Source organism: Bacillota bacterium (assembly GCA_013178125.1).
In the GTDB taxonomy this organism is placed as follows: Bacteria; Bacillota; SHA-98; order Ch115; family JABLXJ01; genus JABLXL01.
In genome coordinates, this window is record JABLXJ010000001.1 from 63,907 (window position 1) to 90,276 (window position 26,370).

The following is a 26,370-nucleotide window of genomic DNA, read 5'->3' on the forward strand; positions in this document are numbered from 1 at the left end:
TCAGAGATATTGGAAGATGTCATTTGTAATTCAATTCCTGAGCGTTCACTCAGGGATTTATTTTTATCCAGGGATTTTTACCAGGCCCTTGCCCTCACATAACCTGCGCGATGCCGCTACCCTGCGCCATGCCATCGGGTGCATCAGGATGATTAAGGGCGCCGGGCAACTTGAAATCGCTGAAGAATCGAGGAATATTTATACCCAAAGGACATGCCTGCCCGCTCCATAATGCCCAGGGGATGAAATGCCCTGACAAAAGCGCCAAGAACGTAATAAATTCGTTGCGTTTGAAGGAATTCTACTATATAATGGAGGTGTTTATATTTACTTCCTGGACTAGCATGCGAAGGGGGCAATGGAAATGGGGATGAGAGTCTTTAAACTGGTGGCCGTGGCGTTGTTGGTGTTGCTGGTGGCCGGGACAGGCTATGCAAAACCAGTCCTCAAGGTGGGGACCGACCCGACCTATGAGCCTTTTGAAAACAAGGATGACAAGGGGAATTTCTACGGTTTTGATATCGATCTAATGAAAATGATAGGCGAGGAGCTGGACATGGAGATCCAGTTCCAGGCGGTATCGTGGGATGGTATAATCCCCGGCCTGCAGAACGGGAATTATGATTGCCTGATATCCGCAATGACCATCACTAAAGAAAGGCAGGCCATGATCAATTTCTCCGATCCTTACTTCAGGGCCGGCCAGCTCATCTTGGTGAGAAAATCAAATACCACCATCAAGAGCGAGAAGGACCTGGCCGGGAAGGCCGTAGCTGTCCAAAATGGGACCACCGCTGACCTGGAGGTCTCAAAGATCAAGGCGACCAGGGTGAAGCGGTTTGGAACAAACCCCGAGGCTATCCTGGAGCTCAAGAATGGTGGAGCGGATGCCGCGGTCATGGATGACTTCGTTGCCCGGCGCGCTGCCCAGAGGAACCCGGATTTGAAGCTTGTCAGCGATGAGCCCTTCACCGCTGAGTATTACGGGATAGGTGTCAGGAAGGGCAATGACAAGCTCCTGGAGATGATCAACAAAGCCCTGGCCACGCTTAAGAAGAACGGAAAGCTCGATGCACTTTATGATAGTTACTTCGGCAAGGGTAAATGAAAAATCAATTGGAAGTCCGGCATAGGGGGTGGATATGCAGCGTAGCCGCGCTGGGTGCATGGCTACGCTGCGCATGGCTACGCTACATATGCCCCCCTGTGTGACTGCAGGTCAGGGTCGCATGATGAGAATTCGCTCAATCCTGTTGCGGATTGTTGCAGTCTTATGCCTCGGTCTACTCTTTACTCTACTCTTTGGTCTACTCCCTAGTCTATTCCCGGGTTCGTCGTTGAGCAGCGCGGCCGGGAAGGGTTCTGCCCGCCTCTCAGTGGTATCTACACCTGAAGGGGCAGAGGTCTGGATCAACGGGGAAAATACAGGATTTAAAACCCCTCACACATTTGAGAGCGTACGTCCTGGCGATTATAGGATCGAGGTCAGGATGAGGGATTACAGGCCTGAGATACGCTCAGTAAGCCTGGCTCCCGGGGATGATAGATCTATAACATTCTACCCTGCCATTCGTTCTCACATCTTTATCTGGGGAATCATACCGGCCCTGCTGGCAGGGGCAGCCATGACCTTGCTGCTCACTGTAATAGCCGTGGGCGATGGAATCATAATTGGAACACTTGTGGGCATAGGCCGGGTAATTCATAACCGGATTTTGAGGACGATCTGTGGTGCCTACGTCGATTTCTTCCGCGGTACCCCACTCCTCGTCCAGATATTCATGATACATTTCGGCCTGCCGCCCGTCCTCGGGCGCCTGCTGCATCGAGCCGAGCCTGTGCCGCTGGACCCGTTTCTTTCTGCGATAGTCGCCCTCAGTATCAACAGCGGCGCCTATGTTGCGGAGATAGTTAGGGCGGGGATCCAGTCCATAGATAAGGGCCAGATGGAGGCGGCTCGCTCCCTCGGCATGACCTATGGACAGGCGATGCGCCTCGTGATATTGCCGCAGGCCATGAAGAGGATCATACCGCCTCTCGGAAACGAGTTCATCGCCATGCTTAAAGACTCGTCACTGGTGTCCATAATCGGGATGGAGGAGCTCGTGAGAAAGGGCCAGATCATTGTCACCAGATCTTACAGGCCCGAGGACACATGGTTTACTGTGGGATTGGTGTTCCTGTTCATGACCCTCCCCTTCACCCGGCTGGTTGCCTATTTGGAGAGGAGATTGAGAACCGGTGATCAGGCTTGAGAATATCCACAAGAGATTCGGCCATCTTCACGTGCTCCGGGGCATTTCAGCCAGCGTAGACCAGGGTGAGGTTGTATGCGTGATCGGGCCGAGCGGTTCAGGTAAATCCACCCTCCTGAGGTGTATAAACCTCCTCGAGAGGCCGAGCGCCGGGCAGATATTCATAGGTGGCCGGGAGATAACCGACCACTTGATCAATGTCAACGAGGTGCGACGGGACATAGGAATGGTATTCCAACATTTTCACCTTTTCCCTCACAGGAAGGTCATAGATAACATCGCGATGGCCCCTATTCACGTGCGCAAGCTGCCGAGAGAGGAGGCTTATGATAAGGCCATGGCCCTCCTCGAGCGGGTGGGCCTTACCTCCAAGGCGCATGCCTACCCCGAGCAGCTATCCGGCGGGCAGCAGCAGCGCGTCGCCATCGCAAGGGCCCTGGCTATGGAGCCCAAGGTCATGCTGTTTGACGAGCCGACTTCCGCCCTCGATCCCGAAATGATCCAGGAGGTTCTCGATGTTATGAAGAACCTGGCCACAGAGGGCATGACGATGATCGTGGTCACGCACGAGATGGGCTTTGCCAGGGAAGTCGGTGACCGGGTGATCTTCATGGATGATGGCGTCATCGTGGAAGAGGGCCGCCCCGCGGAGATATTCTCGAATCCGAAGAATGAGCGGACGAAGTCATTTCTAAGCAAGATCCTCTAAACTGTTGATGCGAACCTCCATGGTCGGAGACGGAGACGTTGAGGGGAATCAATGAGAAGAGTCACTGCAATATTCCTGCTCCTGCTTACAGCCTTCTTTTGGGGCGGGACCTTCGTTATCGTAAAGGGCGCGGTGTCGACATTTGACCCGTTTGCCTTCGTGAGCGCGAGATTCGTGGTATCCTTTGCCTTCCTCCTGCTACTGAGGTGGGGAGAGATACGGCGGCTGTGGAAGGGCCACCTCGCAAGCGGGATAATCCTCGGCATACTTCTCGGGGCGGGGTTCATCTTTCAGACTCTTGGCTTGGAACACACGAGCGCTTCATCTTCCGGCCTCATAACCGGGATGAACGTTGTATTCGTTGCGATTCTAATATCGGCGACGGCCAGAAAACTGCCGGGCCGCTTGACAGGGCTCGGCGTGGCAAGCGCTACGGCGGGCCTGTTTCTGGTGACCTGGAAGGGAATGCCCACCATGTCCTGGGGCGACGGCCTGACGCTGGTGTGTGCGATATTCTTTGCCCTTCACATAGTAGCCACCGAGAGGCTGGCCAGTGGCAAGAGCGCAGCGGTGCTCACTGGAATCGAGTTTGCGGTGATTGCCTGCGTTTCGGGGCTAATTTCTTTGATCGTGGAGGGGCACGGGAGAATAGGGCCTCATATAGAGGCGATTATATCATCACCTTCCCTGATGGCTGCCATACTCTATTGCGGTATTCCCGCCGGAGCGCTAGCCTTCCTTTTTCAGACCCGAGCGCAGCAACGAGTAAGCTCCACCGAGACCGCAATCTGTCTCTCGGCCGAGCCGGTGCTCGCAGCGGCTATTGCGGTTGGCGTTGGCGAGGACGAGTTCACCTGGAGGATAGTGATCTCGGCCATATTGATCTTTACGGGGATGGTTTTCTCATCCCTCGAGGGCGGTCACTCTGAAGGCCGGGATACAGGCTATGTTGCTGCTGCGAGATTATCAGACAGTTGACCCGAAAGACAGTTAACCCGAAAATCGGCTCTACCATGGATCTGGCCTGTGAGTCCCGGTCTCGCCCTATTCTCGTGCCGCCTTTATCCTCACTCCCGTTCTATGGAGACATCCGTCCGGGAGGTTTTTATTCATCATACATCATGGTCATCATAGTGGCGCCGCCTGGGCGGCATGGAGGTCTATTCAGATTTTAAATTTTTCTCAGTTTTTCGGGCGCTCTCCCGGGCCAGCGCCTCCTCACCTGTTTTTACCAGTTTGCGAACCATTTTGCCACCAATCTTCCCCGCCTCGCGGACGCTCAGCTCATCCGGGTCTTTGAGGTCGTCGCTCAGGCCGAGCTGCTCGGTGGTCTCCCACTTCAGCTTATCAAGGGATTTTTTTGTACGAAGCTCGTCATTGTCCTTCTTGGGTGACATCTCACACACCTACCCCCCGCTGGTTAACATCTATTCTTTGCAACTGTGTTCTTTGGGCAGCTGTTCCTTGGTCTTTGGCATTATGATTTCCTTTATGTGGGGAGATCATACGCCTGGGGGGATCATACATCCAATTATGGTTGACCCCTATGCGCCTGGTTGACCCCTATGGCGCCTGCTGTGGCACCATCAGGGCGAGGCTTATCTTACGTTATATGCAGGAATTTGGGATGTGGGCGAGGAATATCCATTTCTAGCACCGCGGGTATGGTGCGGGTGCGACAAATGAAGAGGGTGTGAAGAATGTGCGAAGAAGGTGATGAAGGGGATGGAGAAGAAAAGGATTCTCAAGGAGGATGGGCGTTATCTGATATATTACGAGTTTCCTCGATGCGGGTCTCCCGGAGCTCGACGCTGGACTCCCGGAGTCTCCGGAGTCCCTGGTCCCGGTCCCGATCCCGCTCATGGTCATGGCCATGGCCATGATCATGGTTCCGGGGAGCCGACAGGTGAGCGACCAGAGACTGTAATAAATAGAACAGAGAGAACAAAACAGAACAGAGAGGTCCGAAGATAGCTATGTCAGAACTCAGATGGAATCCTATACTCGAGGAATGGGTAGTTACAGCAACGCACCGCCAGGAGCGGACCTATAAGCCGCCGGCAGACTTTTGTCCACTTTGCCCGACGAAGGACCCGGCCATCCCGACCGAGGTCCCGGCATCGGACTACGATATAGTGGTCTTTGAAAACAGGTTCCCTTCGTTTAAGCCCAGCCCTCCTATCCCCGCGGTTGAGCCCACCGGGCTTTACAAAGTCGCCCCCGCGCAGGGGGTGTGCGAGGTCGTGCTTTACACGCCTGAGCATAGCACCACCCTGACGGATCAGAGCATAGAGAAAATCACCGACCTGGTGGAGGTGTGGACCGATCGTTACCGGGAGCTCGGAAGCCTGGAATATGTCAAATACGTTATGATTTTTGAAAACAAGGGGGATGTAATCGGGGTTACCCTGCATCACCCGCACGGTCAGATATATGCCTTCCCATTTATTCCCCCGCGCCCGGCGAAGGAGCTCGAGTCGTCGGGCAGGCACATAAAAGAGACGGGCCGCTGTCTTTTCTGCGACATGATAGGCGAGGAATTGAAGGATGGGAGGCGCCTCGTGGAGGGAAACGAGGATTTTGTCGCATTTATTCCGTTTTTTGCGCGTTACCCATATGAGGTCCACATATTCCCGAGGCGCCACAGGAGCAGCCTCCTGGAATTCGAGGAGCCTGAGAGACGGACATTTGCACGGATGTTAAAAACGGTAATGATGGCCTACGACAATCTATTTGGGTTCTCCTTCCCTTACATGATGATAATGCACCAGGCGCCGACCGACGGTGGGGATTACGCTCACTACCACTTCCACGTGGAATTCTACCCGCCCTACAGGACCGCCACGAAGCTCAAATACCTGGCGGGGTGCGAGTCCGGTGCAGGCACGTTCATAAACGATACCCTGCCGGAGGAGAAGGCGGAGGAGCTCAGGCGAAGCAAACCACATTATTTATGAGATTTACAAGCTACATTTTAATATGGGTATTCTTTAATATGCATATTCAATTGTTTAATATGGGTATTGATGGATATGGACTTTGATATGATATGGGTATTGATGGCATGGAGAGGAGAGACCGTAAGATGCCAGTCGCAGCCGAATCTTTACGTGCTGTTTTCTCGCGCGTTTACGGCGATGCGGTCGGCGTGCGAATCGCAAGGGCGCCTGGCCGCGTAAACCTCATCGGGGAGCACACGGACTATAATGATGGGTATGTGCTCCCGGTCGCAATAGACCGCCAGATCGTTGTTGCCGCCAAGCCCCGGCCTGACAGGCTCATAAGGCTTTATTCGCTTGACTACGATGTCCAGGTTGAGTTCGGCCTGGACCGGATCGAGTATGATTCGGAAAACAGGTGGAGCAACTACTTCCGTGGGGTCCTGAAGATGCTGGAGGACCGCGGAATCCAGTTGAAGGGGATGAATGCCCTCGTTGCCGGGGACGTCCCCCAGGGTGCCGGTTTGAGCTCCTCAGCCGCCTTTGAGGTGGCAAGCTGCTATGCTGCCCAGCTGGTCAGCGGTTTCCCGATGGATGCTATTGAAATGGCCTTGCTCTGCCAGCGGGCGGAGAATGAATTTGTCGGGGTGAATTGCGGAATCATGGACCAGTTCGCCTCCCGCCTGGCCCGGAAGGGACACGCCCTTTTCCTGGATTGCCGCACGCGCGCCTGGGAACAGGTCCCGATCCCGGCACGGGGCGTGAAGATTGTTATCTGCGACAGCGGCGTGCGCCGGGGCCTGGTTGATTCGGAGTATAATAATAGGAGGCGGGAGTGCGAGGCCGGTGTGGCACATCTTGAAAGGTTCCTGCCGGGCATTGCGGCCCTGCGCGACGTGTCCGTTGAGGAGTTTGAGAGATATGGCGGGGGGTTGCCGCCGGTGGTGAGGAAGAGGTGCGCCCATGTGGTATATGAAAATGCCAGGGTCGAGAGGAGCGTCGAGGCGCTCAGGTCCGGCGATGTCGGCGCTTTCGGGAGGCTGATGTATGAATCTCATGAAAGCCTGCGCGACCTCTATGAGGTCAGCTGCCCTGAGCTCGATGCCCTGGTGGATATCGCGCGCGGGCTGAGGGGCGTCCTGGGTGCGCGCATGACGGGCGCGGGGTTCGGCGGGTGCACTGTAAACCTGGTTGGGGAGGATGCCGTGGATGGTTTTTGCGCGGCCATGCTGGAAGGGTATGCCCGTGTCGCAGGGGAGGAGAGGGCCGGGAGGCTGAAGATATATGTAACATTAGCGGAGGATGGGGCCTCGGAGCTGTTTTGACCCTGAGTCCAGGACCTGTTTCTTGTCTTTCTACCAGGTTAGTTGTAAAATGGTAATAGGATCGTAGAACTCCAGGATTTTCAAAATCCGCATAAAGAGGGGGCCGGATATGAGCTGTTAGTGTTAGCTGGTATGATGCGGGGGGAAAATGGGGATTACTACTATAGCTGCATCGAAAAGCTATATCGAAATGCCTAAAGTTGCATGGAAATGTCTGGTTTCGTTGCTAAAGTGACGAAGTCCGGGGTTCCGAAATCTCGCGATTTTAGTCGTGGAGAGGTTCAAATCTCCCATATGTCATGATATCGTGTCATATCTTTCGTACGGCGGGATATCGATATAACGGGTGACGAATACGGGTGACGCATGATGTTGCATAGAATTTCTCTAGCGAGGTGAGAGTTGTGCTTGGCAATGTTAACAGTGTCAAACGTTACGCTGCCGAGATGCTATTGCAACATATCGTTGAATACGTGGGACGTTCACCGGAAAGGAATTTGATGTGGCTATTTGATCTTGGTAGGAAGTTCGCCCCAAGCCCGGTACACAGGCGTCAGATTGCAGAACTCAAGCGTGCTATTCAGCTAAACCCCGCTCTGAAGGAATACGTAGGACGGGTCTTTGCCGAGACCCACCCCAATGTTATAAGGCGCCTCCTGGTGAACTATTTTGTCAATGCGATCCTCTTCGGGATCCCCAGGCAGAGACAGTTGGCCAGTGAGCTCGGGGTCCAGGTGCCATGGACTATTCTCATCGACCCGACCAGCGCATGCAACTTGAAATGCAAGGGGTGCTGGGCAGGGGAGTACTTCAAGCATGATACCATGAGCTTTGATCTCCTGGACCGTATAATATCCGAAGCCAAGGAGATGGGCATCTATTATATTGTGATGTCAGGCGGCGAGCCGCTACTCTACCCGTATTTGTTTGAAATCGCTGAGAAACACAGGGATGTTGCGTTTATGCTTTATACCAATGGCACGCTGATTGACGACAAAATAGCTGCCAGAATGGTCGAGCTCGGCAACATCTCTCCCGCAATAAGCATTGAGGGGGATCGCGAGCGGACTGACGCTCGCCGGGGAGCGGGGACTTTTGACCGGATTATGAGCGCTATGGATAGCTTGAAGCGCCATGGCGCCATATTCGGATTCAGCATAACGATCACGAGCGAGAATGCCTATGAGGCCTTTAGCGATGAATTCATAGACCTTATGATTCAAAAGGGAGCCCTATATGGCTGGTCGTTTCATTACATACCTATCGGCAGAGATCCTGACCTCACGATGATGGTCACCCCCGAACAGCGGGCATACCTTGCTGAGCGTGTCCCATATATCCGGCGGACCAGGCCCATCCAGGTTGCGGATTTCTGGAATGACGGCGAACTGACCGGCGGGTGCATAGCGGGCGGCAGGCGCTATTTCCATATAACGGCAAGAGGCGACGTTGAGCCGTGCGCGTTTGTGCATTTTGCTGTGGATAATATAAAGGATAAGAGCCTGAAGGATATCCTCCTGTCCCCGTTATTCAAGTCTTACCAGCGGCATCAGCCTGTGAGCGATAACCTGCTCCGGCCATGTCCTCTAATCGATGAGCCCAGGGCTTTGCGGGAGATCGTCAACAAGACCGGCGCTCGTCCCACCCACCCTGGCGCCGACGGGGTGTTTGATGAGAATGTGGCGAAAGCCCTCGATGAGCGGGCCGGGCGCTGGAAGGAGGTTTCCGATCCCATCTGGGAGCAGCGGGTGGCGAGGCGGCAGGGCTTGCAGGAGCGGGAGGGAGTTGCTGCCCAGCGCTAGATGAGCTAGATGAGTCTGTGTGGATGGATCTGTGCGCGTAAATTCCTAATTCGGAAGGTGATCGACAAGCTATGAAAGTCTTACTTATCCAGCCGAGACAGGGAGCTGGAGTCGGGTTCAAGAGCATGTCCGTCATTGAGCCCCTGGGGCTCGAGATGATTGCGGGGGCGCTCGAGCCCGAGCATGAAGTGAGAATACTGGATCTCTTCGACAGGGGAGAGCTTATGCCAGTAGTCAGGGAGTTCTCGCCAGATGCTTGCGGGATAAGCTGCTCATTCACCATCGATGTCTACCAGACCATATCCATCGCGCGTGCTATAAAGGATACCCTCAAACAAGTGAGCGTTTTTGTGGGGGGGCATCACGCCTCCCTCAACCCCTTTGATTTCCTTGACCCCTCCATTGATTTCGTCGTAGTGGGTGAGGGCGAGGCCACGACGGCCGAGGCCTTGAGGTGCCTGGAGCGGGGTGAGGATATCACAGGGGTCAAAGGCCTCGTGGTCAACAAAGATGGGTGCCAGGTATCCACCGGAGACAGGGCAAGCATTACCGACATGGACAAGCTACCCAGGCCGGCGCGCGAACTCACGCGCGATTACAGAAATGCCTATTTCCTCGGTTTCCAGAAGCCGACGGCGGCTCTGGAGACGGCGCGGGGGTGTCCCTATAGATGCAACTTCTGCAGCGTGTGGAGGTTCTACAGGGGGAGGTGCCGCGCTAAGAGCGCCGGGCGCGTCGTGGAGGAGCTTTCGGAGGTTAAAGAGGAGTATGTGCTCGTAACCGACGATAACTTCCTGATGGATGTGGAGAGGGCTGAGGAGGTGGCCAGGGGGCTGAAGGGCGCCCGGATAAAGAAGAAGATTACATTCCAGGCCCGCAGCGACACGATTGTGAAGCACCCGGATCTCATCCCCCTCTGGAAGGAGGCCGGATTATTTAAGGTCTTTATCGGTTTCGAAAAGGCAAGCGAGGAGGAGCTCAAGTCCGTAGAGAAGCGGAATAGCGTCGCAAACAACGAGAGAGCCCTGGAGATTCTGAATAAGCATAATATCGGTGTGGTGGCGTCCTTTATCGTCGATCCTCAGTATGATCAGAAGGATTTTGCCAGGTTGCGGCAGTACATAAGGGACAAGAGAATATATACCCCCTCCTTTTCGGTGTTGACACCGCTTCCGGGGACCGAGCTCTACACCAGGATGAAAGAGAAGCTCACAACGGCCAACCTTGAGTTCTATGATTTCATGCATGCTGTCTTGCCCACGCGCCTGAAACTCGATGATTTTTATAGGGAGCTTGCCCGGCTCTACATTTCCGCTTACCGGCGGCCTGAGTATATTCTCAAGAGTGCAGGGCATCTCGTTAAAAACCTTGCCACAGGTCGTATCTCATGGAAGCACCTCTTTAAGCTTATGGAATGTGGCTGGAGCTTCATCACCCCATCCAGCTACCTTGCTCCGCAACATGGGAATCCGGCCCGGCCATAGCCATAAAAAATGCATCAAACTTGCGTCCGAGGCTTTAACTCCCTGTCAAGAATTGGCTGCATCACGCCGAATTAAATTAGTATATTAGTAGATGTCTAGGAATATACTCGGAAACCCTAACAACCTCCATATGTTGTAGCCATCCTTAGTAATTATCCCAGTATATTGTTGGATGTAGACCCTTCGATAGAGTTTCCGAGCATATTCCTAGCGGGTAGGGACTATGAAAACCGTTATGCAGAGGGGCGAGATTAGAGACAAGACAGAGGTCTTCCCTTGCATCCCCCCGGGGAGAGCTCCCCACCAGGGTAAGCCCCCTGCACCAGGGAAAGCTCCCTGCCATCATAATTTCCCGTGGCTTAGCAGGAATGAAGAGAATTACGTCGAATTTCCTCAAAAAGGCATCATACCCGAATCTAGAGACATTTTCATCCTCTGCGGTGCCGCATCGCGGCATGGAGGTCTATCGTGAGTCCCCATTCAGCAGGTTTTGTAGGGCCTATAAGTCTATATATAAATGGTGCTCTATGGAAAAGCTGATTAGAGATATTGTCCTTTATCTTGATAGAAATCTCTCGTTGAGCCAGGACCAGCGGGAGATTGCGGAGTACGCCCTGTATAACATGTTGATCACATCCGGGACTGCGCTGGGGGTATTAGTAATAGGGAGCCTGGCCGGGGTGCTGCCGGAAGCGGTGATGGCTCTTGTAACGGGCGCGGTTTTCCGGTGGAGCACAGGGGGAGCTCATCTCCACAAGCCTTACAGGTGTATGATCATCTCTATCTCGATTCCGTTAATTATGGCATATATATCACGTATATCACGGGGGCTCTGGGGGCTTATGGGAGCAAAACTCATGGGAGCATATATGGCCGGCTCGAGCCAGGGAGCTATGCTGCTTGGCCTGGTAATCATCCTGTTTGTTCTATCATTTGTGATCATACGGCTTTACGCGCCTGCGGAGACCGAGAACAAGCCTATTTCCCCGGGCCAGCGGGCCAGGATCCGGACCTGGGCCTATCTTACTTTGCTTGCGTGGGCAGCAATCATGGTAATCATGAGCTTTTTTTATACCGGAGGGGGCATGACTTTAGTCATAGCCAGCTGTCTGGGTTTAACGTGGCAAATGCTAAGCGTGACACCGGTTGGCTACAGTATCCTATCCAGGGTTGATGGTGTTTTTGACGCTCTAGAAATGTCATTTGGGAGAAGGAGGAATAGGTGATGAGAAGGCTCATTCTCGGCGCCATAATGACGGGTCTGACCGTTATAGGGTTCGCTTCAGCTGCGGGTGCTTGCTTCCTATTCGGATATCAACCCAAGACTCCCGCCTGCCTGAGGAAGTAGGGCGGATTCCTATTCCGGGATATTGTAGCCAACCTGGTGTCCCCTTTTCACGGGGGTGTTGCGAATTGGTTGAGGGAGTGCTATTATGGGCGCTCTTTGCAGTTCCAGAAGGTCTGCTTATGGTTATAGCTGGCCTGGGGTTCCTGGGTGTAAGGCGTTCTCTTAGACGGGCTATTGCGGTAGGGTTGATCGTCGGCACAGCCACGGTGATTTTTAGGTCCCTCTTGCCCGGTGGGTATCATGTTCCTCTGGTATTATTATCCTATTGCGTTTCTGTGGGCCTAATCCTGAAAGTATCGGCTAAGACAGCCATCATAGCATGCTTTATTTCTTCCTTCCTTATCAACCTGGGGCAAGTGTTAATTATATCACCTGTCCTCAAGGTGCTAGGCTTGTCATTTGAGGATGCCCTGCGCAGCGTCTGGCTCCACATAGGATTTGGTTGGCTCGGTGATGCCATACTCTTTGTGGCTGCGATGCTTGTAACTCTGAGAAAGACTACGTTGATTCGGGTCCCGGAGTCGGAGCAACTGAGGGGTGCTGATAATCATGGACAATGAAGCACCTAAGAGGAACATCTATGACCCGCCTATTGAATTTGCGTTAATTGCCGGGATCGCAGTTGCTGCTCTGGCATTCCTAAATATGCTTCTTTTTCGATTCCCTGGTATTACATCCTTGGTAAGCATTATACCTGATTCCTTGATATATGCAGTATGTCTTAGCCTATTAACAGCCTGTTTCTTCCTAGTGGTAATAATGCGCGGGCGCATGCTCATGGAGCTCAGGAATAACCAGGAGAAGCTCATGCTCAGCAAGATGTATGAAGAGCGCTTCCGGCTGACTATTGATAATGCGCCGATCGGCATGGCCATAGTGATGACCAATGGTCGCTTTATTCATGTGAATCACGCGCTATGTGAGATGGTTGGGTATTCGCCTGGCGAATTGCTTGACCTGACCCTCCAGGACATCGTCCACCCCGACGATTTGGAGGCCGACCTCTCTTTGTGTGAAAACCTCCTTCAGGGGGAAATACCCAGATACCAGCTGGAGAAGCGCTTCACGCGCAAGGATGACAATATCATCGACGTTATGCTCAGCATGTCCGTGGTGCGAGACTCACAGGGGGTGCCTGTTCACCTCATCGCCCAGTTCGAGGACATCACCGAGCGCAGGAAGGCAGAGGAGCAGATCAGATATCTGAGCTTCCACGATAAGTTGACCGGCCTTTATAACCGGGCATATTTCGAGGAGGAATTGGACCGGTCATCACATGAACAGGGGCAGATGCCCTTGAGCCTCATCATGGGGGATGTGAACGGCCTGAAGCTGGTGAATGATATCTTTGGCCACCGGGAAGGGGATCAGCTTTTGATCAAGATAGCTCAGATATTGAAGGCTTCATGCCGGGAGGGGGATGTTATTGCCCGCTGGGGTGGGGATGAATTTGCCATCATCTTGCCCCGGACCACTGCAAAAGCTGCCACGGAGGTTGTTGCGAAGATAAGAAAGGCGTGCAACGAGGCCGGCGTGGTCCCGATACAGCCAAGCATCGCCCTGGGGGCTGCGACCCAGGAGGAGGTCGCGGAGGATATTCAGGATGTCCTCAAGGAAGCCGAGGACCGGATGTACCGCAGCAAACTGATGGAGGGCAAGAGCATACGCAGCTCCATCATATCGTCCCTCCAGCGGACGCTGGCCGAGACTACTCATGAAACGGAGGAACATGCTTGGCGCCTGCAGGACCTGGCCTTGCGGGTGGGTCATGCCCTGGGACTGACGGACAGCAAACTGGATGAGCTGGTTCTCTTAGCTGTGCTGCATGATGTAGGTAAAGTGGCAATACCTGATAGCATTCTCATGAAACCGGGGCCTTTGTCACCTGAGGAGTGGGGGATCATGCAGAAGCATCCAGAGATAGGCTATCGTATCGCACAATCCTCCTGTGAGCTGGCCCATATAGCCGAGGGGATCCTGGCCCACCACGAGCGCTGGGATGGAATGGGTTATCCCCGGGGACTCAGGGGTGACGAGATACCGCTTCTCTCACGCATAATAGCCATTGTCGATGCATATGACGTCATGACCCACGAGAGGCCTTACAAGGCCCCGGTGAGCCCGCAGGAGGCTCTGGAGGAGCTTAAAAGATGCGCCGGCGGGCAGTTTGACCCGAAGCTTGTCGATATATTCGCGAATGTGGTCGTATCGAAGCCAGCCTGCGCAGTAACGGTTTCAGCCTGATCCGATCCATTTTTCGATCGAGATTCGTCTTTTTGAATTTGGGCTTGTCTACTTGTGTTTCCCCCTAATTTTTATTGTTTACTTGCTTCTCATCGAAAGGAGGTCTGTGCCGCCACCTCACGGGAGGACTATGCGTCGACTCGCGTGGACCACGCGCGGGCCACGCCCCGCGTGAATGTTCTCCCGGGCGGCGAAGAGGTATGTCCGCAGTAAAAGTGATCTGTCTTGGCGAGCTCTTGATTGATTTCGTGGCCCTCGAGAAGGACGCCTCACTCGAGGAGACCTCGGGTTTTGCAAAGGCGCCGGGCGGCGCCCCGGCCAACGTGGCGGTCGGGGTGCAAAAGCTCGGCACCCCCGCCGGATTCATAGGAAGGGTGGGGGATGACCAGTTTGGAAGATTCCTTGCAGGCGTGCTTAAGACCCACGGCGTGGATGTCTCCCGGGTCACATACGACCCCTTTGCCAGGACGACCCTTTCTTTCGTGGCAAGGCGGAGCGATGGCACACGCGACTGCATGTTTTACCGCAACCCCGGGGCCGACATGATGCTGTCGAGTGATGATATGGATGAGGCCTATTTCCGCGGGGCGCGTATCTTCCATTTCGGCTCCATAAGCCTGATAGCCGGGGAGAGCAAGAAGGCAACCCTCAAGGCCCTGGAGCTCGCGCGGGCGGGCGGCCTCATCGTTTCATACGACCCGAATCTCAGAATAATGCTCTGGGACTCCCCTGAACGCGCCCGGGCCGAGATACTCGGCGGTTTCAAGTTCGCTGATATTGCAAAGGTCAGCGAGGAGGAGTGGGAGTTTATAACGGGCACGCGGGATCTCAAGGAGGGGGCGGAATTCCTTCTTGGCCTTGGCCCCAGGTTGGTTGTGGCGTCGCTCGGCGAGAGGGGATGCTACTTCAACGACGGGCGGAGGGAGGGTTACTTCCCCGCATTCAAGGTGGAGGTCCGGGATACCACCGGGGCCGGAGATGGGTTTGTGGCGGTTATATTGAGCGAGGTGACGCGTTTCCTCGAGGCCGGGGAAACCCTTGATGAGATCATAGCCAGGAGGCTCGATGACATTCTGGTGTTTGCAAACGCCGTTGGGGCGCTTACAGCCTCCAAGATAGGCGCGATCCCCGGGCTCCCGACCCGGGAAGAGGCGATGGCGTTTATGCGAGAACGGTTGGGGGAGCAACCATCGGAGGAGCGGTCGCTGGGGCAGCGCTCCGGGGAACAGCGACCTGGAGCGGAACAGCGGCCCGGGCCCGGGGCATCTGAGTTTTCGCCGGAGGAGCTTGCCGGCATGATAGACCACACGCTCCTCAACCCCCAGGCCACCCTGGGGGATGTCGATCGGCTCTGCGAGGAGGCCCGCCGGTATGGTTTTGCTGCAGTGGCGGTGAACCCGGCGATGGTTGAATTCTGCGCCCGGCGGCTTGCAGGGAGCCGGGTTGGTATCTCGGCCGCTGTTGGATTCCCGCTCGGCCAGGCTACGACGGAGGCGAAGGTCTTCGAGGCCAGGGATGCCATAGCAAAGGGGGCATCCGAGGTGGACTTCGTCATAAATATCGGCAGGCTCAAATCCGGAGACCTGGATTATGTAGAGAGGGAGATCAAGGCGGTCGTCGAGGCCTGCAGGGGCCACATAACCAAGGTCATCCTCGAGACCTTTTACCTTACGGATGAGGAAAAGGCCGCCGTGGTGGATATGGCCATCCGGGCGGGTGCAGATTTTGTGAAGACGTCTACGGGCTTTGGTCCCGGAGGGGCCACCCTCGAAGATGTGGCCCTGATGAAGCGGATTGCCGGCGATAGAATAGGCATAAAGGCATCCGGCGGCATAAGGACCCGCGAGGATGCCTTGAGGTTCATCGCGGCTGGAGCTACCCGGATCGGGACGAGCAGGGGGGTCGCGCTGGTCGCGCCGACGGAGGGGTAGGGGTGACTCCCCCCTGGCCCCTGTTTCTGGCCATGGACCTCCAGCGGTGGCATCAATATCGTCCAATGCCGCAGGCCTTGAAAGCCAGGGCCGCCACCCGCTCCCCGATCCTTGGCTTTAGAGCCGGGCTACCGGCATCTACAATGACCCCGGCGAACTCATGCCCTAAAATCATGTCAGGCGGATTCGGTTTATCATAGCCGAGGGTCTGCTTGGCCCATGGGTTTTCCCCGTTGAAGTAACGGAGATCGCTGCCGCATATCCCGCACGCCTTGACCTCAATTAAAACCTCGTCCCCGGCCAGCACGGGACGCGGTATGTCTTCAACCACGAGAGAGCGCGGTTCCTTGAGCACTACTGCCCTCATCGAAAATCCCCCCAATTCCCTATGACACATGTGCCGCATGAACATGATATGACTTCGATGACCGATCGGGTTTTCCTGCTATATGGGCGATCCAAGATGGTCGATCGAAGTGGCAGGAATGATGGACTTGAAGGCACAAGCTCCGGTCAAAACTGCCGTACGTAAGAGCGAGGCGACGTCGACTAACATAAAGGCCTAAGAAAACATGGAGATTCACCTTATGCATATTTGAGTTTGAGGAAATCTATCCCCTCGCGGAATTCCGCTATGAACCAGAAAGCTTTTTCGATTTAAGTTCATACAGAATTTTTGAAGTCTATTAGGAGGAATTAAGGAATCAATGTCGAATTATTAAAGTAGCAACCTGAGGAACGATGTTCCACAATGTGCAACATATCAAAAGATAACAAATTGGATGATAGGGGAGACAGGGTCTATTGACATTACATCGGATTGAATCAGTGGCAAAGGCACTACAGATATTAACATTGTTTGGAATAGATAAACCTAAGTGGAGAGTTACCGAAATTGCACGCGAATTAGGAATGCAAAAAAGCACAGTCCACCGATTGTTGGCCACAATGCAAGAATATGGTTTCGTTCGTAAAGACACTGAAGGGGCCCATTACAGTCTTGGCTTGAGAATTTTTGAGCTGGGGAGTCTGGTATTTAGTACCTTAGACTTGCGTAATATAGCAGTATCTTATTTACATAAATTGTCAAATCAATGTGGAGAGACTGTACATATCGGTGTTTTGAATGAAGTTGAGGTCATGTCAATCGAGAGCGTGGAGACTCAAAGCGGATTAAAGTCAACAATAATTGTGGGAAAACGAGCGCCCCTTTATTGTACCGGTGTAGGTAAAGCCTTACTGGCTTTTCTACCGGCTGATGAACGTAATAAGATAATTGATCGTCTTCAGTTTCAGAAGTTTACAGCTAATACGATCATTGATAAAGAGGTGTTAACTAAAGAGCTAGATGATATTCGTTCCCGCGGCTATGCTGTAGATAATATGGAACATGAGGTTGGGGTGCGTTGTATTGCTGCACCAATTTGGGATCGAACGGGTAAAGTTGTAGCCTCATTGAGTGTTTCGGGTCCAAGCATTCGTATTACTGAGGAGCGTATACCAGAACTTGCCAGACTGGTAGTGTCAACTACGAAAGATATATCAGCGGAGCTCGGAGCCCATGGCGTGTAGATGCTGTCGCTATAGCGAAATCGAGGGGGCGAGGAAGGGGAGGTAAGTAAGGATTACAGTAGCGGAGGAACTCTCGACCATATATGGTATAATGTAAAAGTCTCAATACCAAAACAATACAAAATATCTAGGAGGATAAAAGATGTCCAAATTAAATGACGTTCTGGGCGAAGTATTACTCCCCTTGGTTACACCATTCGATTCCAGTGGGAAGTTGAATCTCGAGGCAACCGAGAGGCTCATTAATTACCTTATCGATAAGAACTACATGGATTCCCTGATCGTCACTGGAACCACAGGAGAGTTCTACGCACTTACCTTTGACGAGAGAATTCAGATGTTAAAAGCTGTGAAGGAGATAGTAAACGGGAGAGTGCCAATCATAGCCGGCACCGGGTCCGCCTATACACTCGAGACGATAGAGCTCACGAAGAGAGCCGAAGAACTCGGATACGACTGCGTTATGGTAGTCTCGCCTTACTACCAGAAGGCTACTCAAGAGGGATTATACCAGCATTTTAAAGCAGTTGCTGAGTCCACTAGGCTTCCCGTTATGCTGTATAATATTCCGCTCTTCACCGGGGTGAATATTGAAGCCGAAACATTAGCCAGGTTAGTGGAAATACCTAACATCAAGGCCATCAAGGAGGAAGCTGGAATAAATCCTATACAGACGACGGATTTCCGAACTGTTGCTCCCCCGGACTTTACGATATATTGCGGCGATGATACTATGGTCCTCCAGACCTTACCACAAGGAGCTGTAGGAGTAGTTAGTGGGGGATCGCATGTTATAGGGGATATGATGAGACAAATGATTCGATCATACAAGAATGGAGAAAATACCATGGCATCAGAACTATATTTTAGAATGATGCCATTCTTTAAGGCTCTAAATCAGAATGACCGAGTAAATCCGATACCTTTATTGAAAGACGCCGTTACAATCTCCTCGGGCATAGATGTTGGTAAACCACGACTCCCTTCACTCGGTGCCACTGACGCTGAAAAATCCCTATTGAAACGTGTTCTATCTGACATTGGTAGGCTATCGGAGTAGGCGCTTTTGTTATTCTTAGGCGCCTCAGTGGTAGATCTGAGGCGCCTGGCAGTGATCACAGGACTTGGAGCATTTTTGAAGTCGTTAGTCTAGGGGTACACCAGCTTTTGCGCGTCAAATTATGCATAATTCGTGGCATTTCCTCATGGCATACTGATGTCATCGCCTGGTCGATGGTTACATCATGTTAGATAACATGAAAAGGTCCGGGTGTATCAAGGGTTTCCGGCCTTCTGTAGACGTAACTAGGAAACTCCCGCTAGCGCCTATGTTGTGACCTACAGCGCCACGGATCATCGTCGGACACATAACTACATGCGACCAGCTTACACTGTCTATATACTAATATCTAAACATCACAAGGAGATAAAGTTATGGGCGAATATCAGTTAATGATACCTGGTCCAGTAGAAGTGAATTACGAAGTGTTATCTCAGATGAGTATCCCCGTTAGGTGCCATTACGGCGAGGATTGGGCAAAAATATATAATGAAACCGTAGAGTTATGCAAGAAAGTTGTAGGGACGCAAGAGGACCTTTTCATATACGTGGGCTCTGGCCATGCAGGATTAGACGCAGCCATAGGGAGCCTTTTAGAAGAAGGCGATAAAGTACTTATCCCCGTAAACGGCTTTTTCGGATACAGACTGGCTGAGATTGCCGCTTCATACATGGCTAGGGTTTCTCTTAAGGAAATCGAATGGGGGAAGCCTATTTCCACTGATGAAATTGAATCCGAACTGATAAATGATACAGGCATTAAAGCAGTCTTAATTGTTCATCATGAAACCTCTACCGGGGTCGTAAATCCAATTCGAGAAATTGCGGCGATCTGCCAGAAGAAAGACGTGCTTCTAATCGTGGATACAGTATCCTCTCTGGGCGGTCTCGAGGTCAATATGGATGAATGGGGTATAGATATATGTGTGTCCGCCTCGCAGAAATGTCTAGCCGCCCCCCCGGGCCTCATGTTAGTTGCAGTAGGCCGACGCGCCTGGGAAAAAATGCAGAAGCGTAGGTCTCCAGTAAGAGGATGGTACCTAAATCTCTTGAAGTGGAGGGAATATGCTGATAATCAACGGATGGTCCAACCGTATTTTATAACAATGGCGGTCAATAACGTTCTCGCTCTGAGAAAAAGTGTTGAGCAGATTTTGGAGGAAGGCCTTGAGCGACGTTTCGAGAGGCACAGAGCTATTGGTGCAATGGTACGGACGCGGATCCGCCATCTCGGTTTGGAAGTCCTGGCAGATGAAAGCGCGGCCTCGGGGTTGGTTACCGCAGTGAAGCTCCCACCGGATTTAAGTGCAATCGATCTAATGGAATTCTTGAGATCTCGATATAACATCCTGGTAAGTAACGGATTAGGGCCTTACGTGAATAAAGCTATTCGAATAGGGCATATGGCGAGGGGGGCAGCGCCGGATCGTGTTATACCTCTTTTATTTGCAATAGAGGAATGGTTAAAACAGGTTCGTTCATATAAGGCGCAAGCCGTTATGGATAGTTCGTCTATACATATGGACCTCTATAATCATTAACACGATGTCTCAGAAGATGAAAATGATCGAGGGAGGACATAGAAAGGGGCAATATATCCTCATGGTTATTGGGATTCCAAAGGAAATTAAAGATAATGAAGATCGCGTAGCTGTGACCCCCGCTGGCGTGAGGGAACTGGTACGTCATGGGCATAAGGTTCTTATAGAAATGTCCGCTGGCGAAGGAAGTGGTATCCCAGATGAAGAGTATCGGGCATCAGGAGCGGAGATATTGGCAACAGGCGCTGATGTATATGAACGTGCGGACATGATTGTAAAAGTCAAAGAGCCTTTGCCTTCAGAATATGGATATATCCAGTCCGAGCAGATTCTTTTCACCTATCTTCATTTAGCTGCCTCAAAGGATATGACTATCAAGCTTTTAAGGGAAAATGTCGTCGGTATCGCCTATGAGACGATCCAGATGCCGGACGGATTCCTACCGCTTTTGACCCCAATGAGTGAGATCGCCGGCCGGATGTCTGTGCAGATTGGGGCGCATCATCTAGAGAGGGCTTTTGGGGGGCGGGGAGTCCTGCTGGGCGGGGTCCCAGGGGTTCCTCCAGCGGAAGTAGTCATTATCGGAGGTGGTATGGTTGGAACTAATGCTGCCAGAATAGCGCTGGGAATGGGGGCACACGTTACTATTCTAGACAAAAATCTTCAGAGGTTGCGGTTTTTAGATGACATCTTTCTCGGGAAAGTTGTCACCATGGTATCAAACTCATATAACATCGAAAGGGTAGTCCCCAATGCCGATTTGCTTATTGGTGCCGTCCTGATTCCTGGGGCAAGGGCCCCACGGGTTGTCTCAGAAGAGATAGTGAAAACTATGAAGTCTGGTTCGGTTATAGTTGATGTAGCTGTTGATCAGGGCGGATGTGTGGAGACGATTGATCGGGTCACGACACATAGCGAACCCACATATATGAAATACAATGTTGTTCATTATGCTGTTTCAAATATTCCAGGGGCTGTTGCCCGCACGTCTACATATGCGTTAACAAATGCCACCTTACCATACATATTACATATCGCAAATAAAGGATTTAGACAGGCAGCTTTAGAGGACGGGGCTTTAGCTCGGGGTCTTAATGTGATTAATGGTAAAGTGGTTCATAAGGGCGTGGCCGAGGCACATAATCTATCTTACACTGCGTTGGAGGAGGTTTTCTCCAGCACCGCCATAGCTATTTAATTCTGAGACCTACTCACGCTGAGATAAATCTGGACGCAATCCAACACAATTTGAGGAGATGAGAAAGAGTAATGAAACCAGCAGAGTTGAGATCAAAAATCAAGGGCGTTATAAACATAATGCCCACCCCGTTCAGCGCCGATGGGAGTCTGGATAAAGAGGGGTTGCGCAAAAATGCCCGGTTCCTGGTGGAGAGATTCAGGGGAGAAGACGCAGTAATAGTAACTACTGGAAGCACAAGTGAGTTCTATGCTATGAGTGATGAAGAGTGCAAGACCGTTGCTAAGATAGTGGTGGAAGAGGTAAATCACGAGTTACCCGTAATTGTGGGTTCCGCCAGAGCGGGCACGGAACCTACCATAGAAATGAGCAAGTACGCTCAGGAAATTGGGGCAGATGGGGTAATGATAGTTCTGCCATACTATCATATTCCCTCACGAGAAGGGCTTTACCGCCACTACAAGCGTGTAGCGGAGAGCATTGATATCGGGATAATGATCTATGATAACCCGTTCACCAGCAAACTCTGGGTAGACCCTGACTTGATGCAGATGCTATCCAAAATCGATAACATTGTGGCCTGTAAGGAAAACACTACTGACATGGGACAGTTCTATAGCATGCTGAAGAAGGTATCCCCCGAGGATATGATAATTGTCACTGGATTGAGTGAACTGTATTACTCCTTTCTGTGGATTTGGGGGTGCCGTGGCTTTATCAGTAGCACGATTTCCAACTTTTCTCCCGAACTAGCGCTCAGTGTTTACAAGGCGGGAGCAGCCGGGGATATTGAAAAGCTCAGAGAGTCGGTGGATAGACTGATGCCATTCAACGAGCTTATGGTCAAGATAGGCAAACGGCGGGGGCCTCTACCCACCATATTGTCACCGGCAACTACTCCGGTCGAGCAACCGATCTACATTGCCTTAACAAAACAAGCAATGAATCTTGTGGGGTTGGCAGGAGGTTATCCGCGTGACCCGATGGACCGGCTGATCGAAGATGAAGTTGATGAACTGAGAGTTGCTCTTAAAGAAATGGGATTGGTCAGTTAATAAGAGTCAAGGGATAGAAGACTACCGCACAAGTGAATCCTGATCGGTCGATCGGTGCGGTAAGGTGGAGACTTATCTAGTACTGAGATCGCCAGTTATCTTCAACTTGGAAGCCAAATATGCCCCACGGGAGGTGAAATCCTATAAGGCTGTTTTTCTTGGGTGATCAGCTCGAGTCCTAATAAAGTTCAAATATGGATTTTGGGAAGCAAATTATTTAGGAGAAATTTCTAGGAGGGAGATACTATGAGAAAACATCTTCATGCACGTGGTCGCCTAGTTGTTATTATGTTGCTTGTGACCTGTATACTAGGCTTAAGCAGTCTGGCAACGGCCCAAGATCTGCTAGATAAAATCATGACGCGGGGGAAATTAATCGTTGGTGTCTCACTGACTTCTCCAATTGTGGCATTTAAGGAACCTAATGGTACGCCTGCAGGTTTTACCGTTGATCTGGCTAAGCTCATAGCTGAGGAACTAGGCGTAAAAATTGAATTCCAGGACTATGAGTGGCAAGGCTTAATACCTGCTCTGCTTACGGACAAGGTAGACATCATCACAGCTCAGATGTCGGCCACGTTACAACGGGCCATCAAAGTTACATTTAGTCAGCCGTGGCTTTATACGGGAACTTGTGCGGTAGTTCGTAGGGATTCTCCCTACAAACACTGGTACGATCTGAACAAGCCCGGTATTGCAATAGGGGCGAACGCGGGTTCCGTGGGGGCCGCTGTTGTAAAGGAGTTTTTACCTAAGGCTACCTTGGTCACCTTCCCAACGGACGCTGATTTCCTTGCGGCACTTAAAGCTAAACGCGTAGAGGCAGTCATGACCGATCAGCTCATCGGGGTGGCGTATGGCAAGGAGCCAGGGCTTCGGTTCATCAACGAGATCATCAAGCCAGACTTTTATGCCTTTACTCTGCGTCCGGAGGATGTTCATATGTGGCAATGGTTGAACCTTTTCTTCGATGTAATAAAGGCAGATGGTCGATATGCAGCTATTTACAAGAAGTGGATGGGTGAGAGCTGGAAACCAGAGCCGAGACCATGGTAATTCCCGTTAAAGTGTAGCAACTGGGGGCAGGGGGTAAAGATGCCATACCTCTGCCCCGATGCTTTGCTATATTTGCAGGTGTAAGAGGAGAGGATCGCGTGAATTGGCATTTCATTATATCTCACTTACCGGATTTCGGTGAGGGACTTAAAGTGACATTATATGTGAGTCTCGTCAGTATGGGGTTTGCTTTTGTGACAGGCGGACTTGCAGGTACGGTACGTGCTCTTCGTATTCCGGTCTTATCTAGCTTATCAGGGGGTTACGTGGCGTTCATTCGATCCACCCCCCTTCTAGTTCAGCTCTATATAATTTTCTATGGACTTCCTTCTTTACATATTATATTAACGCCATTTTGGGCTAGCGTTATAGCCCTTACATTAAATAGCGGAGCATACATAGCAGAGATTGTAAGGGGAGCTATTGAATCGATACAACGTGGACAATGGGAGGCGGCTATGAGTCTTGGGATGAACCGACTCCAGCAAGTTCGACTAGTCATCATCCCACAGGCAGCCCGGAATGTTATCCCCCCTCTTGTGGGTCAATTCTCGTATCTTATTAAGGATACGAGTATATTAGGCGTAGTCTCATTAGTTGAATTGACACAAGTATCTGCGAACCTTCAGGCGACTAGTTTCTTACCGCTAGAGTCTTTTATACCAAGTTTATTCCTTTATGAGGTCTTGATTATCACTTTGCTCATAATCTTTCAAAGACTTGAAAGACGTTTCGGTTTTGAAACCTGAAATTGAAATTGATATTGATATTGATATTGATAATGAAGTCTATGCTTATCTCGAGAATCTGAGGATACATGGAGGTTGGAGAACATTTTGTCGGGAATATAAGGTGGGTGAATAGATAAAATGATTGAATTAATAAGGAGTATAGGCTGGACCCTCTGTCATGGCTTTGTCTATACCGTCTTGCTGAGTATAATATCCTTAATATTCGCTTTGCTGGTAGGATTAATTGGGGGTATCATCAGGGCTGAGAAAGTCCCGTTTTTAGAACGTGTGGTGTTTTCATACGTATATGTAGCCCGGGCCACGCCGTTCCCAATGATTCTTTTTACCGTATATTTTGTATTGCCAGCGTTTGGGATACAGCTTTCGAATATCCAGACGGCTATAATTTGTCTAGTATTTCATAGTGGGGGTTATATCACTGAAATTATCCGTCGATCTATCCAGTCTATTACAAAGGGCCAAAGGGAAGCGGCCATGGCACTTGGAATGAATAGCTACCAGCGATTACGTCTTGTTATCCTTCCGCAAGCGTTGAGGGTGATGTTGCCTCCCCTAGCGGGCCAGTTGATTCTTCTTGTTAAAGATACCTCGGTTATATCACTTATAGGGGTCACTGAAGTAACCCGGGTTGCGCGGCAAATGATGCAGACAATCTATCAACCATTGGGGATTTTAGCTTTAACTGCGATATTTTACTTTATTGTATGTTATCCGCTTGGACTTTATTCTAGTTATGCGGAACGTCGGCTATTGTCTAAGGGCTTTGGGAACCTCAATTAACGAAATACCAATTATCGGCCATTTATCCCTGGAACTCAGGGTATGACATTACGCGAGGTGTGAATCAGGATGGCAGTATTAGAACTTAAAGAGGTTACTAAGAAATTCGGTAATTTGCAAGTGCTCCGAGGGATTAACTTAACCGTGGAGGAGGGGGAAACGGTAGTAATATGCGGAGCAAGCGGAGGCGGTAAAAGCACCCTTCTCAGGTGTATCAACAGGATCGAGAGAATAGATTCAGGGGAGATTATTTTTGAGGGGATGTCTATCTACGCCTCAGACCAAGATATACATAAGCTCCGGCAACGTATAGGTATGGTATTCCAGCATTTTAACCTTTTCCCTCATCTTACGGCGCTTGAGAACGTTACCTTGGGTCCTGTTCATGTATTACGAATGCCTAAAGATAAAGCTATCGAAAAGGCTATCGGGCTTTTGCAAACAGTCGGTCTCAGTGATAAGGCTAATTGTTACCCAGCGGCCTTATCGGGTGGCCAACAACAGCGTGTCGCTATAGCACGAGCTCTAGCAATGGACCCACATCTTATATTATTTGATGAGCCAACCTCTGCCCTTGACCCGGAGATGATCAAGGGGGTATTGGATATTATGGTTTCTCTTGCAGAAGAGGGTAGAACAATGATTGTAGTCACTCATGAAATGGGATTTGCGCGGGAAGCGGCAGACCGGATAGTATTTGTTGATGGGGGTTATGTTTTAGAGGAAGCCCCACCAGAGGAATTCTTTAGTCACCCTCGACATGAGAGAACCAAGAAATTTCTCTCGGAAATCCTTTCGATTTAGTGATGTCTGGCAGCATTGGACTTACACCTGGTTTGTGATGGTTTTGAACAGTTATTGGTGGTATGGATCCAGCCCATGTGGGGAGGGCCCATAGTCCTCCCCTACTTAACTTGAGCGAGTGATAGATGAGCTTGTCCTTTAACGGACGCCTACCAATTTCCCCAGGACAAGCTAGGAGATGCTACTAAACCCCCGGCCCAACTCAATGCCAGGGCTATTTCTTCCCACTACTGACATTTCTTCCGGCATTTCCGACGACATTTTTCGCGTAAGAGGCCTAACCCTTACAGGCGTGCCTGACTAAGAATGGAGCCTGGCACTTTATGGGAGGCGCTATTAATTTTTTTGGACACTCGTTAGTATTAAGGCAGGAGATTTACTACTGATATAGAATATATAGATATATCAATATGCAGAGTATAACTATATAATTACTATCAACGTGATTGCTGTCGCCAGTAAAGCATGTACACAGATACAAGGCGTGTAGTTAGTCGAGCTTCTATAGGGCGGTG

The 26,370-nt window shown here is 51.2% G+C and carries 25 protein-coding genes; 23 read left to right on the plus strand and 2 right to left on the minus strand.

Translation table 11 applies throughout. The features are described from left to right. Nucleotides 1–364: 364 nt before the first annotated feature. The 4 genes from HPY71_00315 (at nucleotide 365) to HPY71_00330 (ending at nucleotide 3,942) form a co-directional block, all read left to right on the plus strand. Nucleotides 365–1,108, plus strand: a complete 744-nt coding sequence (locus tag HPY71_00315; GenBank protein ID NPV51952.1) for a basic amino acid ABC transporter substrate-binding protein — start codon at nucleotides 365–367, stop codon at nucleotides 1,106–1,108. 382 nt (nucleotides 1,109–1,490) lie between these two features. Continuing rightward, nucleotides 1,491–2,255, plus strand: coding sequence for an amino acid ABC transporter permease (locus HPY71_00320; protein NPV51953.1), 765 nt, complete (start codon nucleotides 1,491–1,493; stop codon nucleotides 2,253–2,255). After that, entirely contained in the window at nucleotides 2,242–2,964 is a 723-nt protein-coding gene (locus tag HPY71_00325; protein NPV51954.1) for an amino acid ABC transporter ATP-binding protein, read from the plus strand. The genes HPY71_00320 and HPY71_00325 overlap by 14 nt, the downstream gene beginning before the upstream one ends. A gap of 51 nt (nucleotides 2,965–3,015) precedes the next feature. After that, nucleotides 3,016–3,942: a DMT family transporter gene (locus HPY71_00330; protein NPV51955.1), complete on the plus strand. Its 927-nt coding sequence runs from the start codon at nucleotides 3,016–3,018 to the stop codon at nucleotides 3,940–3,942. A gap of 182 nt (nucleotides 3,943–4,124) precedes the next feature. On the opposite strand, the gene HPY71_00335 is transcribed toward HPY71_00330, so the two are convergent. Continuing rightward, nucleotides 4,125–4,361, minus strand: a complete 237-nt coding sequence (locus HPY71_00335) for a small, acid-soluble spore protein, alpha/beta type (GenBank protein ID NPV51956.1) — start codon at nucleotides 4,359–4,361, stop codon at nucleotides 4,125–4,127. Between the two features lie 579 nt (nucleotides 4,362–4,940). On the opposite strand from HPY71_00335, the gene galT reads away from it, so the two are divergent. From galT to deoC, 9 genes are all read left to right on the plus strand, one after another. Continuing rightward, on the plus strand, nucleotides 4,941–5,921 hold the full coding sequence (galT, locus tag HPY71_00340) for a galactose-1-phosphate uridylyltransferase (GenBank protein ID NPV51957.1): 981 nt from the start codon (nucleotides 4,941–4,943) through the stop codon (nucleotides 5,919–5,921). 128 nt (nucleotides 5,922–6,049) lie between these two features. Next, a complete protein-coding gene (locus tag HPY71_00345) occupies nucleotides 6,050–7,228 on the plus strand; it encodes a galactokinase (GenBank protein NPV51958.1) in 1,179 nt (392 codons plus the stop codon). Nucleotides 7,229–7,674: 446 nt separating this feature from the next. Further along, complete coding sequence (locus HPY71_00350; protein NPV51959.1) at nucleotides 7,675–9,030, plus strand: radical SAM protein; 1,356 nt, start codon at nucleotides 7,675–7,677, stop codon at nucleotides 9,028–9,030. 71 nt (nucleotides 9,031–9,101) lie between these two features. Continuing rightward, on the plus strand, nucleotides 9,102–10,514 hold the full coding sequence (locus HPY71_00355; GenBank protein ID NPV51960.1) for a radical SAM protein: 1,413 nt from the start codon (nucleotides 9,102–9,104) through the stop codon (nucleotides 10,512–10,514). A gap of 527 nt (nucleotides 10,515–11,041) precedes the next feature. Then, the gene (locus HPY71_00360) at nucleotides 11,042–11,740 is read left to right on the plus strand and encodes an accessory gene regulator B family protein (protein NPV51961.1); all 699 of its coding nucleotides are present in this window, start codon (nucleotides 11,042–11,044) and stop codon (nucleotides 11,738–11,740) included. Further along, entirely contained in the window at nucleotides 11,740–11,862 is a 123-nt protein-coding gene (locus HPY71_00365; GenBank protein NPV51962.1) for a cyclic lactone autoinducer peptide, read from the plus strand. Before HPY71_00360 ends, HPY71_00365 begins: the two co-directional genes overlap by 1 nt. Before the next feature lie 119 nt (nucleotides 11,863–11,981). Continuing rightward, complete coding sequence (locus HPY71_00370; protein ID NPV51963.1) at nucleotides 11,982–12,422, plus strand: hypothetical protein; 441 nt, start codon at nucleotides 11,982–11,984, stop codon at nucleotides 12,420–12,422. A gap of 190 nt (nucleotides 12,423–12,612) precedes the next feature. Next, nucleotides 12,613–14,106, plus strand: coding sequence for a diguanylate cyclase (locus HPY71_00375; protein NPV51964.1), 1,494 nt, complete (start codon nucleotides 12,613–12,615; stop codon nucleotides 14,104–14,106). 200 nt (nucleotides 14,107–14,306) lie between these two features. Further along, entirely contained in the window at nucleotides 14,307–16,037 is a 1,731-nt protein-coding gene (deoC, locus tag HPY71_00380) for a deoxyribose-phosphate aldolase (GenBank protein ID NPV51965.1), read from the plus strand. Nucleotides 16,038–16,089: 52 nt separating this feature from the next. Here the strand turns inward: deoC and HPY71_00385 are convergent, their stop codons facing one another. Then, nucleotides 16,090–16,404, minus strand: a complete 315-nt coding sequence (locus tag HPY71_00385; GenBank protein ID NPV51966.1) for an alcohol dehydrogenase catalytic domain-containing protein — start codon at nucleotides 16,402–16,404, stop codon at nucleotides 16,090–16,092. A gap of 437 nt (nucleotides 16,405–16,841) precedes the next feature. On the opposite strand from HPY71_00385, the gene HPY71_00390 reads away from it, so the two are divergent. From HPY71_00390 to HPY71_00435, 10 genes are all read left to right on the plus strand, one after another. Next, complete coding sequence (locus tag HPY71_00390; protein NPV51967.1) at nucleotides 16,842–17,609, plus strand: IclR family transcriptional regulator; 768 nt, start codon at nucleotides 16,842–16,844, stop codon at nucleotides 17,607–17,609. Between the two features lie 142 nt (nucleotides 17,610–17,751). Beyond that, the gene (gene dapA, locus HPY71_00395; protein ID NPV51968.1) at nucleotides 17,752–18,669 is read left to right on the plus strand and encodes a 4-hydroxy-tetrahydrodipicolinate synthase; all 918 of its coding nucleotides are present in this window, start codon (nucleotides 17,752–17,754) and stop codon (nucleotides 18,667–18,669) included. Nucleotides 18,670–19,043: 374 nt separating this feature from the next. Further along, the gene (locus HPY71_00400) at nucleotides 19,044–20,210 is read left to right on the plus strand and encodes an alanine--glyoxylate aminotransferase family protein (protein NPV51969.1); all 1,167 of its coding nucleotides are present in this window, start codon (nucleotides 19,044–19,046) and stop codon (nucleotides 20,208–20,210) included. A 61-nt stretch (nucleotides 20,211–20,271) separates the two neighbouring features. Next, nucleotides 20,272–21,408 carry an alanine dehydrogenase gene (gene ald, locus HPY71_00405; GenBank protein NPV51970.1) on the plus strand — a complete coding sequence of 379 codons (1,137 nt, stop codon included), beginning with the start codon at nucleotides 20,272–20,274 and terminating at the stop codon, nucleotides 21,406–21,408. 71 nt (nucleotides 21,409–21,479) lie between these two features. Then, on the plus strand, nucleotides 21,480–22,463 hold the full coding sequence (locus HPY71_00410) for a dihydrodipicolinate synthase family protein (GenBank protein ID NPV51971.1): 984 nt from the start codon (nucleotides 21,480–21,482) through the stop codon (nucleotides 22,461–22,463). Nucleotides 22,464–22,709: 246 nt separating this feature from the next. Then, nucleotides 22,710–23,519 (plus strand): amino acid ABC transporter substrate-binding protein, encoded by an 810-nt coding sequence (locus HPY71_00415; GenBank protein ID NPV51972.1) that lies wholly within the window; start codon nucleotides 22,710–22,712, stop codon nucleotides 23,517–23,519. A gap of 98 nt (nucleotides 23,520–23,617) precedes the next feature. Continuing rightward, complete coding sequence (locus HPY71_00420; protein ID NPV51973.1) at nucleotides 23,618–24,268, plus strand: amino acid ABC transporter permease; 651 nt, start codon at nucleotides 23,618–23,620, stop codon at nucleotides 24,266–24,268. After that, the gene (locus HPY71_00425) at nucleotides 24,240–24,383 is read left to right on the plus strand and encodes a hypothetical protein (GenBank protein NPV51974.1); all 144 of its coding nucleotides are present in this window, start codon (nucleotides 24,240–24,242) and stop codon (nucleotides 24,381–24,383) included. The genes HPY71_00420 and HPY71_00425 overlap by 29 nt, the downstream gene beginning before the upstream one ends. Before the next feature lie 5 nt (nucleotides 24,384–24,388). Continuing rightward, entirely contained in the window at nucleotides 24,389–25,051 is a 663-nt protein-coding gene (locus HPY71_00430) for an amino acid ABC transporter permease (GenBank protein ID NPV51975.1), read from the plus strand. Nucleotides 25,052–25,120: 69 nt separating this feature from the next. Further along, nucleotides 25,121–25,855: an amino acid ABC transporter ATP-binding protein gene (locus HPY71_00435; GenBank protein ID NPV51976.1), complete on the plus strand. Its 735-nt coding sequence runs from the start codon at nucleotides 25,121–25,123 to the stop codon at nucleotides 25,853–25,855. Nucleotides 25,856–26,370: the final 515 nt, after the last annotated feature.

Excerpts from the sequence above, each read along its gene's own strand:
- HPY71_00430 (NPV51975.1), top strand. The coding sequence starts at position 24,389 with ATGATTGAATTAATAAGGAGTATAGGCTGGACCCTCTGTCATGGCTTT.
- HPY71_00315 (NPV51952.1), top strand. The coding sequence starts at position 365 with ATGGGGATGAGAGTCTTTAAACTGGTGGCCGTGGCGTTGTTGGTGTTG.
- ald (NPV51970.1), top strand. The coding sequence starts at position 20,272 with ATGGTTATTGGGATTCCAAAGGAAATTAAAGATAATGAAGATCGCGTA.
- HPY71_00365 (NPV51962.1), top strand. The coding sequence starts at position 11,740 with ATGAGAAGGCTCATTCTCGGCGCCATAATGACGGGTCTGACCGTTATA.
- HPY71_00355 (NPV51960.1), top strand. The coding sequence starts at position 9,102 with ATGAAAGTCTTACTTATCCAGCCGAGACAGGGAGCTGGAGTCGGGTTC.
- galT (NPV51957.1), top strand. The coding sequence starts at position 4,941 with ATGTCAGAACTCAGATGGAATCCTATACTCGAGGAATGGGTAGTTACA.
- HPY71_00370 (NPV51963.1), top strand. The coding sequence starts at position 11,982 with ATGGTTATAGCTGGCCTGGGGTTCCTGGGTGTAAGGCGTTCTCTTAGA.
- HPY71_00400 (NPV51969.1), top strand. The coding sequence starts at position 19,044 with ATGGGCGAATATCAGTTAATGATACCTGGTCCAGTAGAAGTGAATTAC.
- HPY71_00435 (NPV51976.1), top strand. The coding sequence starts at position 25,121 with ATGGCAGTATTAGAACTTAAAGAGGTTACTAAGAAATTCGGTAATTTG.
- HPY71_00345 (NPV51958.1), top strand. The coding sequence starts at position 6,050 with ATGCCAGTCGCAGCCGAATCTTTACGTGCTGTTTTCTCGCGCGTTTAC.
- HPY71_00330 (NPV51955.1), top strand. The coding sequence starts at position 3,016 with ATGAGAAGAGTCACTGCAATATTCCTGCTCCTGCTTACAGCCTTCTTT.
- HPY71_00360 (NPV51961.1), top strand. The coding sequence starts at position 11,042 with ATGGAAAAGCTGATTAGAGATATTGTCCTTTATCTTGATAGAAATCTC.
- HPY71_00410 (NPV51971.1), top strand. The coding sequence starts at position 21,480 with ATGAAACCAGCAGAGTTGAGATCAAAAATCAAGGGCGTTATAAACATA.
- dapA (NPV51968.1), top strand. The coding sequence starts at position 17,752 with ATGTCCAAATTAAATGACGTTCTGGGCGAAGTATTACTCCCCTTGGTT.
- HPY71_00415 (NPV51972.1), top strand. The coding sequence starts at position 22,710 with ATGAGAAAACATCTTCATGCACGTGGTCGCCTAGTTGTTATTATGTTG.
- deoC (NPV51965.1), top strand. The coding sequence starts at position 14,307 with ATGTCCGCAGTAAAAGTGATCTGTCTTGGCGAGCTCTTGATTGATTTC.
- HPY71_00320 (NPV51953.1), top strand. The coding sequence starts at position 1,491 with ATGAGGGATTACAGGCCTGAGATACGCTCAGTAAGCCTGGCTCCCGGG.
- HPY71_00335 (NPV51956.1), bottom strand. The coding sequence starts at position 4,361 with ATGTCACCCAAGAAGGACAATGACGAGCTTCGTACAAAAAAATCCCTT.
- HPY71_00350 (NPV51959.1), top strand. The coding sequence starts at position 7,675 with ATGCTATTGCAACATATCGTTGAATACGTGGGACGTTCACCGGAAAGG.
- HPY71_00385 (NPV51966.1), bottom strand. The coding sequence starts at position 16,404 with ATGAGGGCAGTAGTGCTCAAGGAACCGCGCTCTCTCGTGGTTGAAGAC.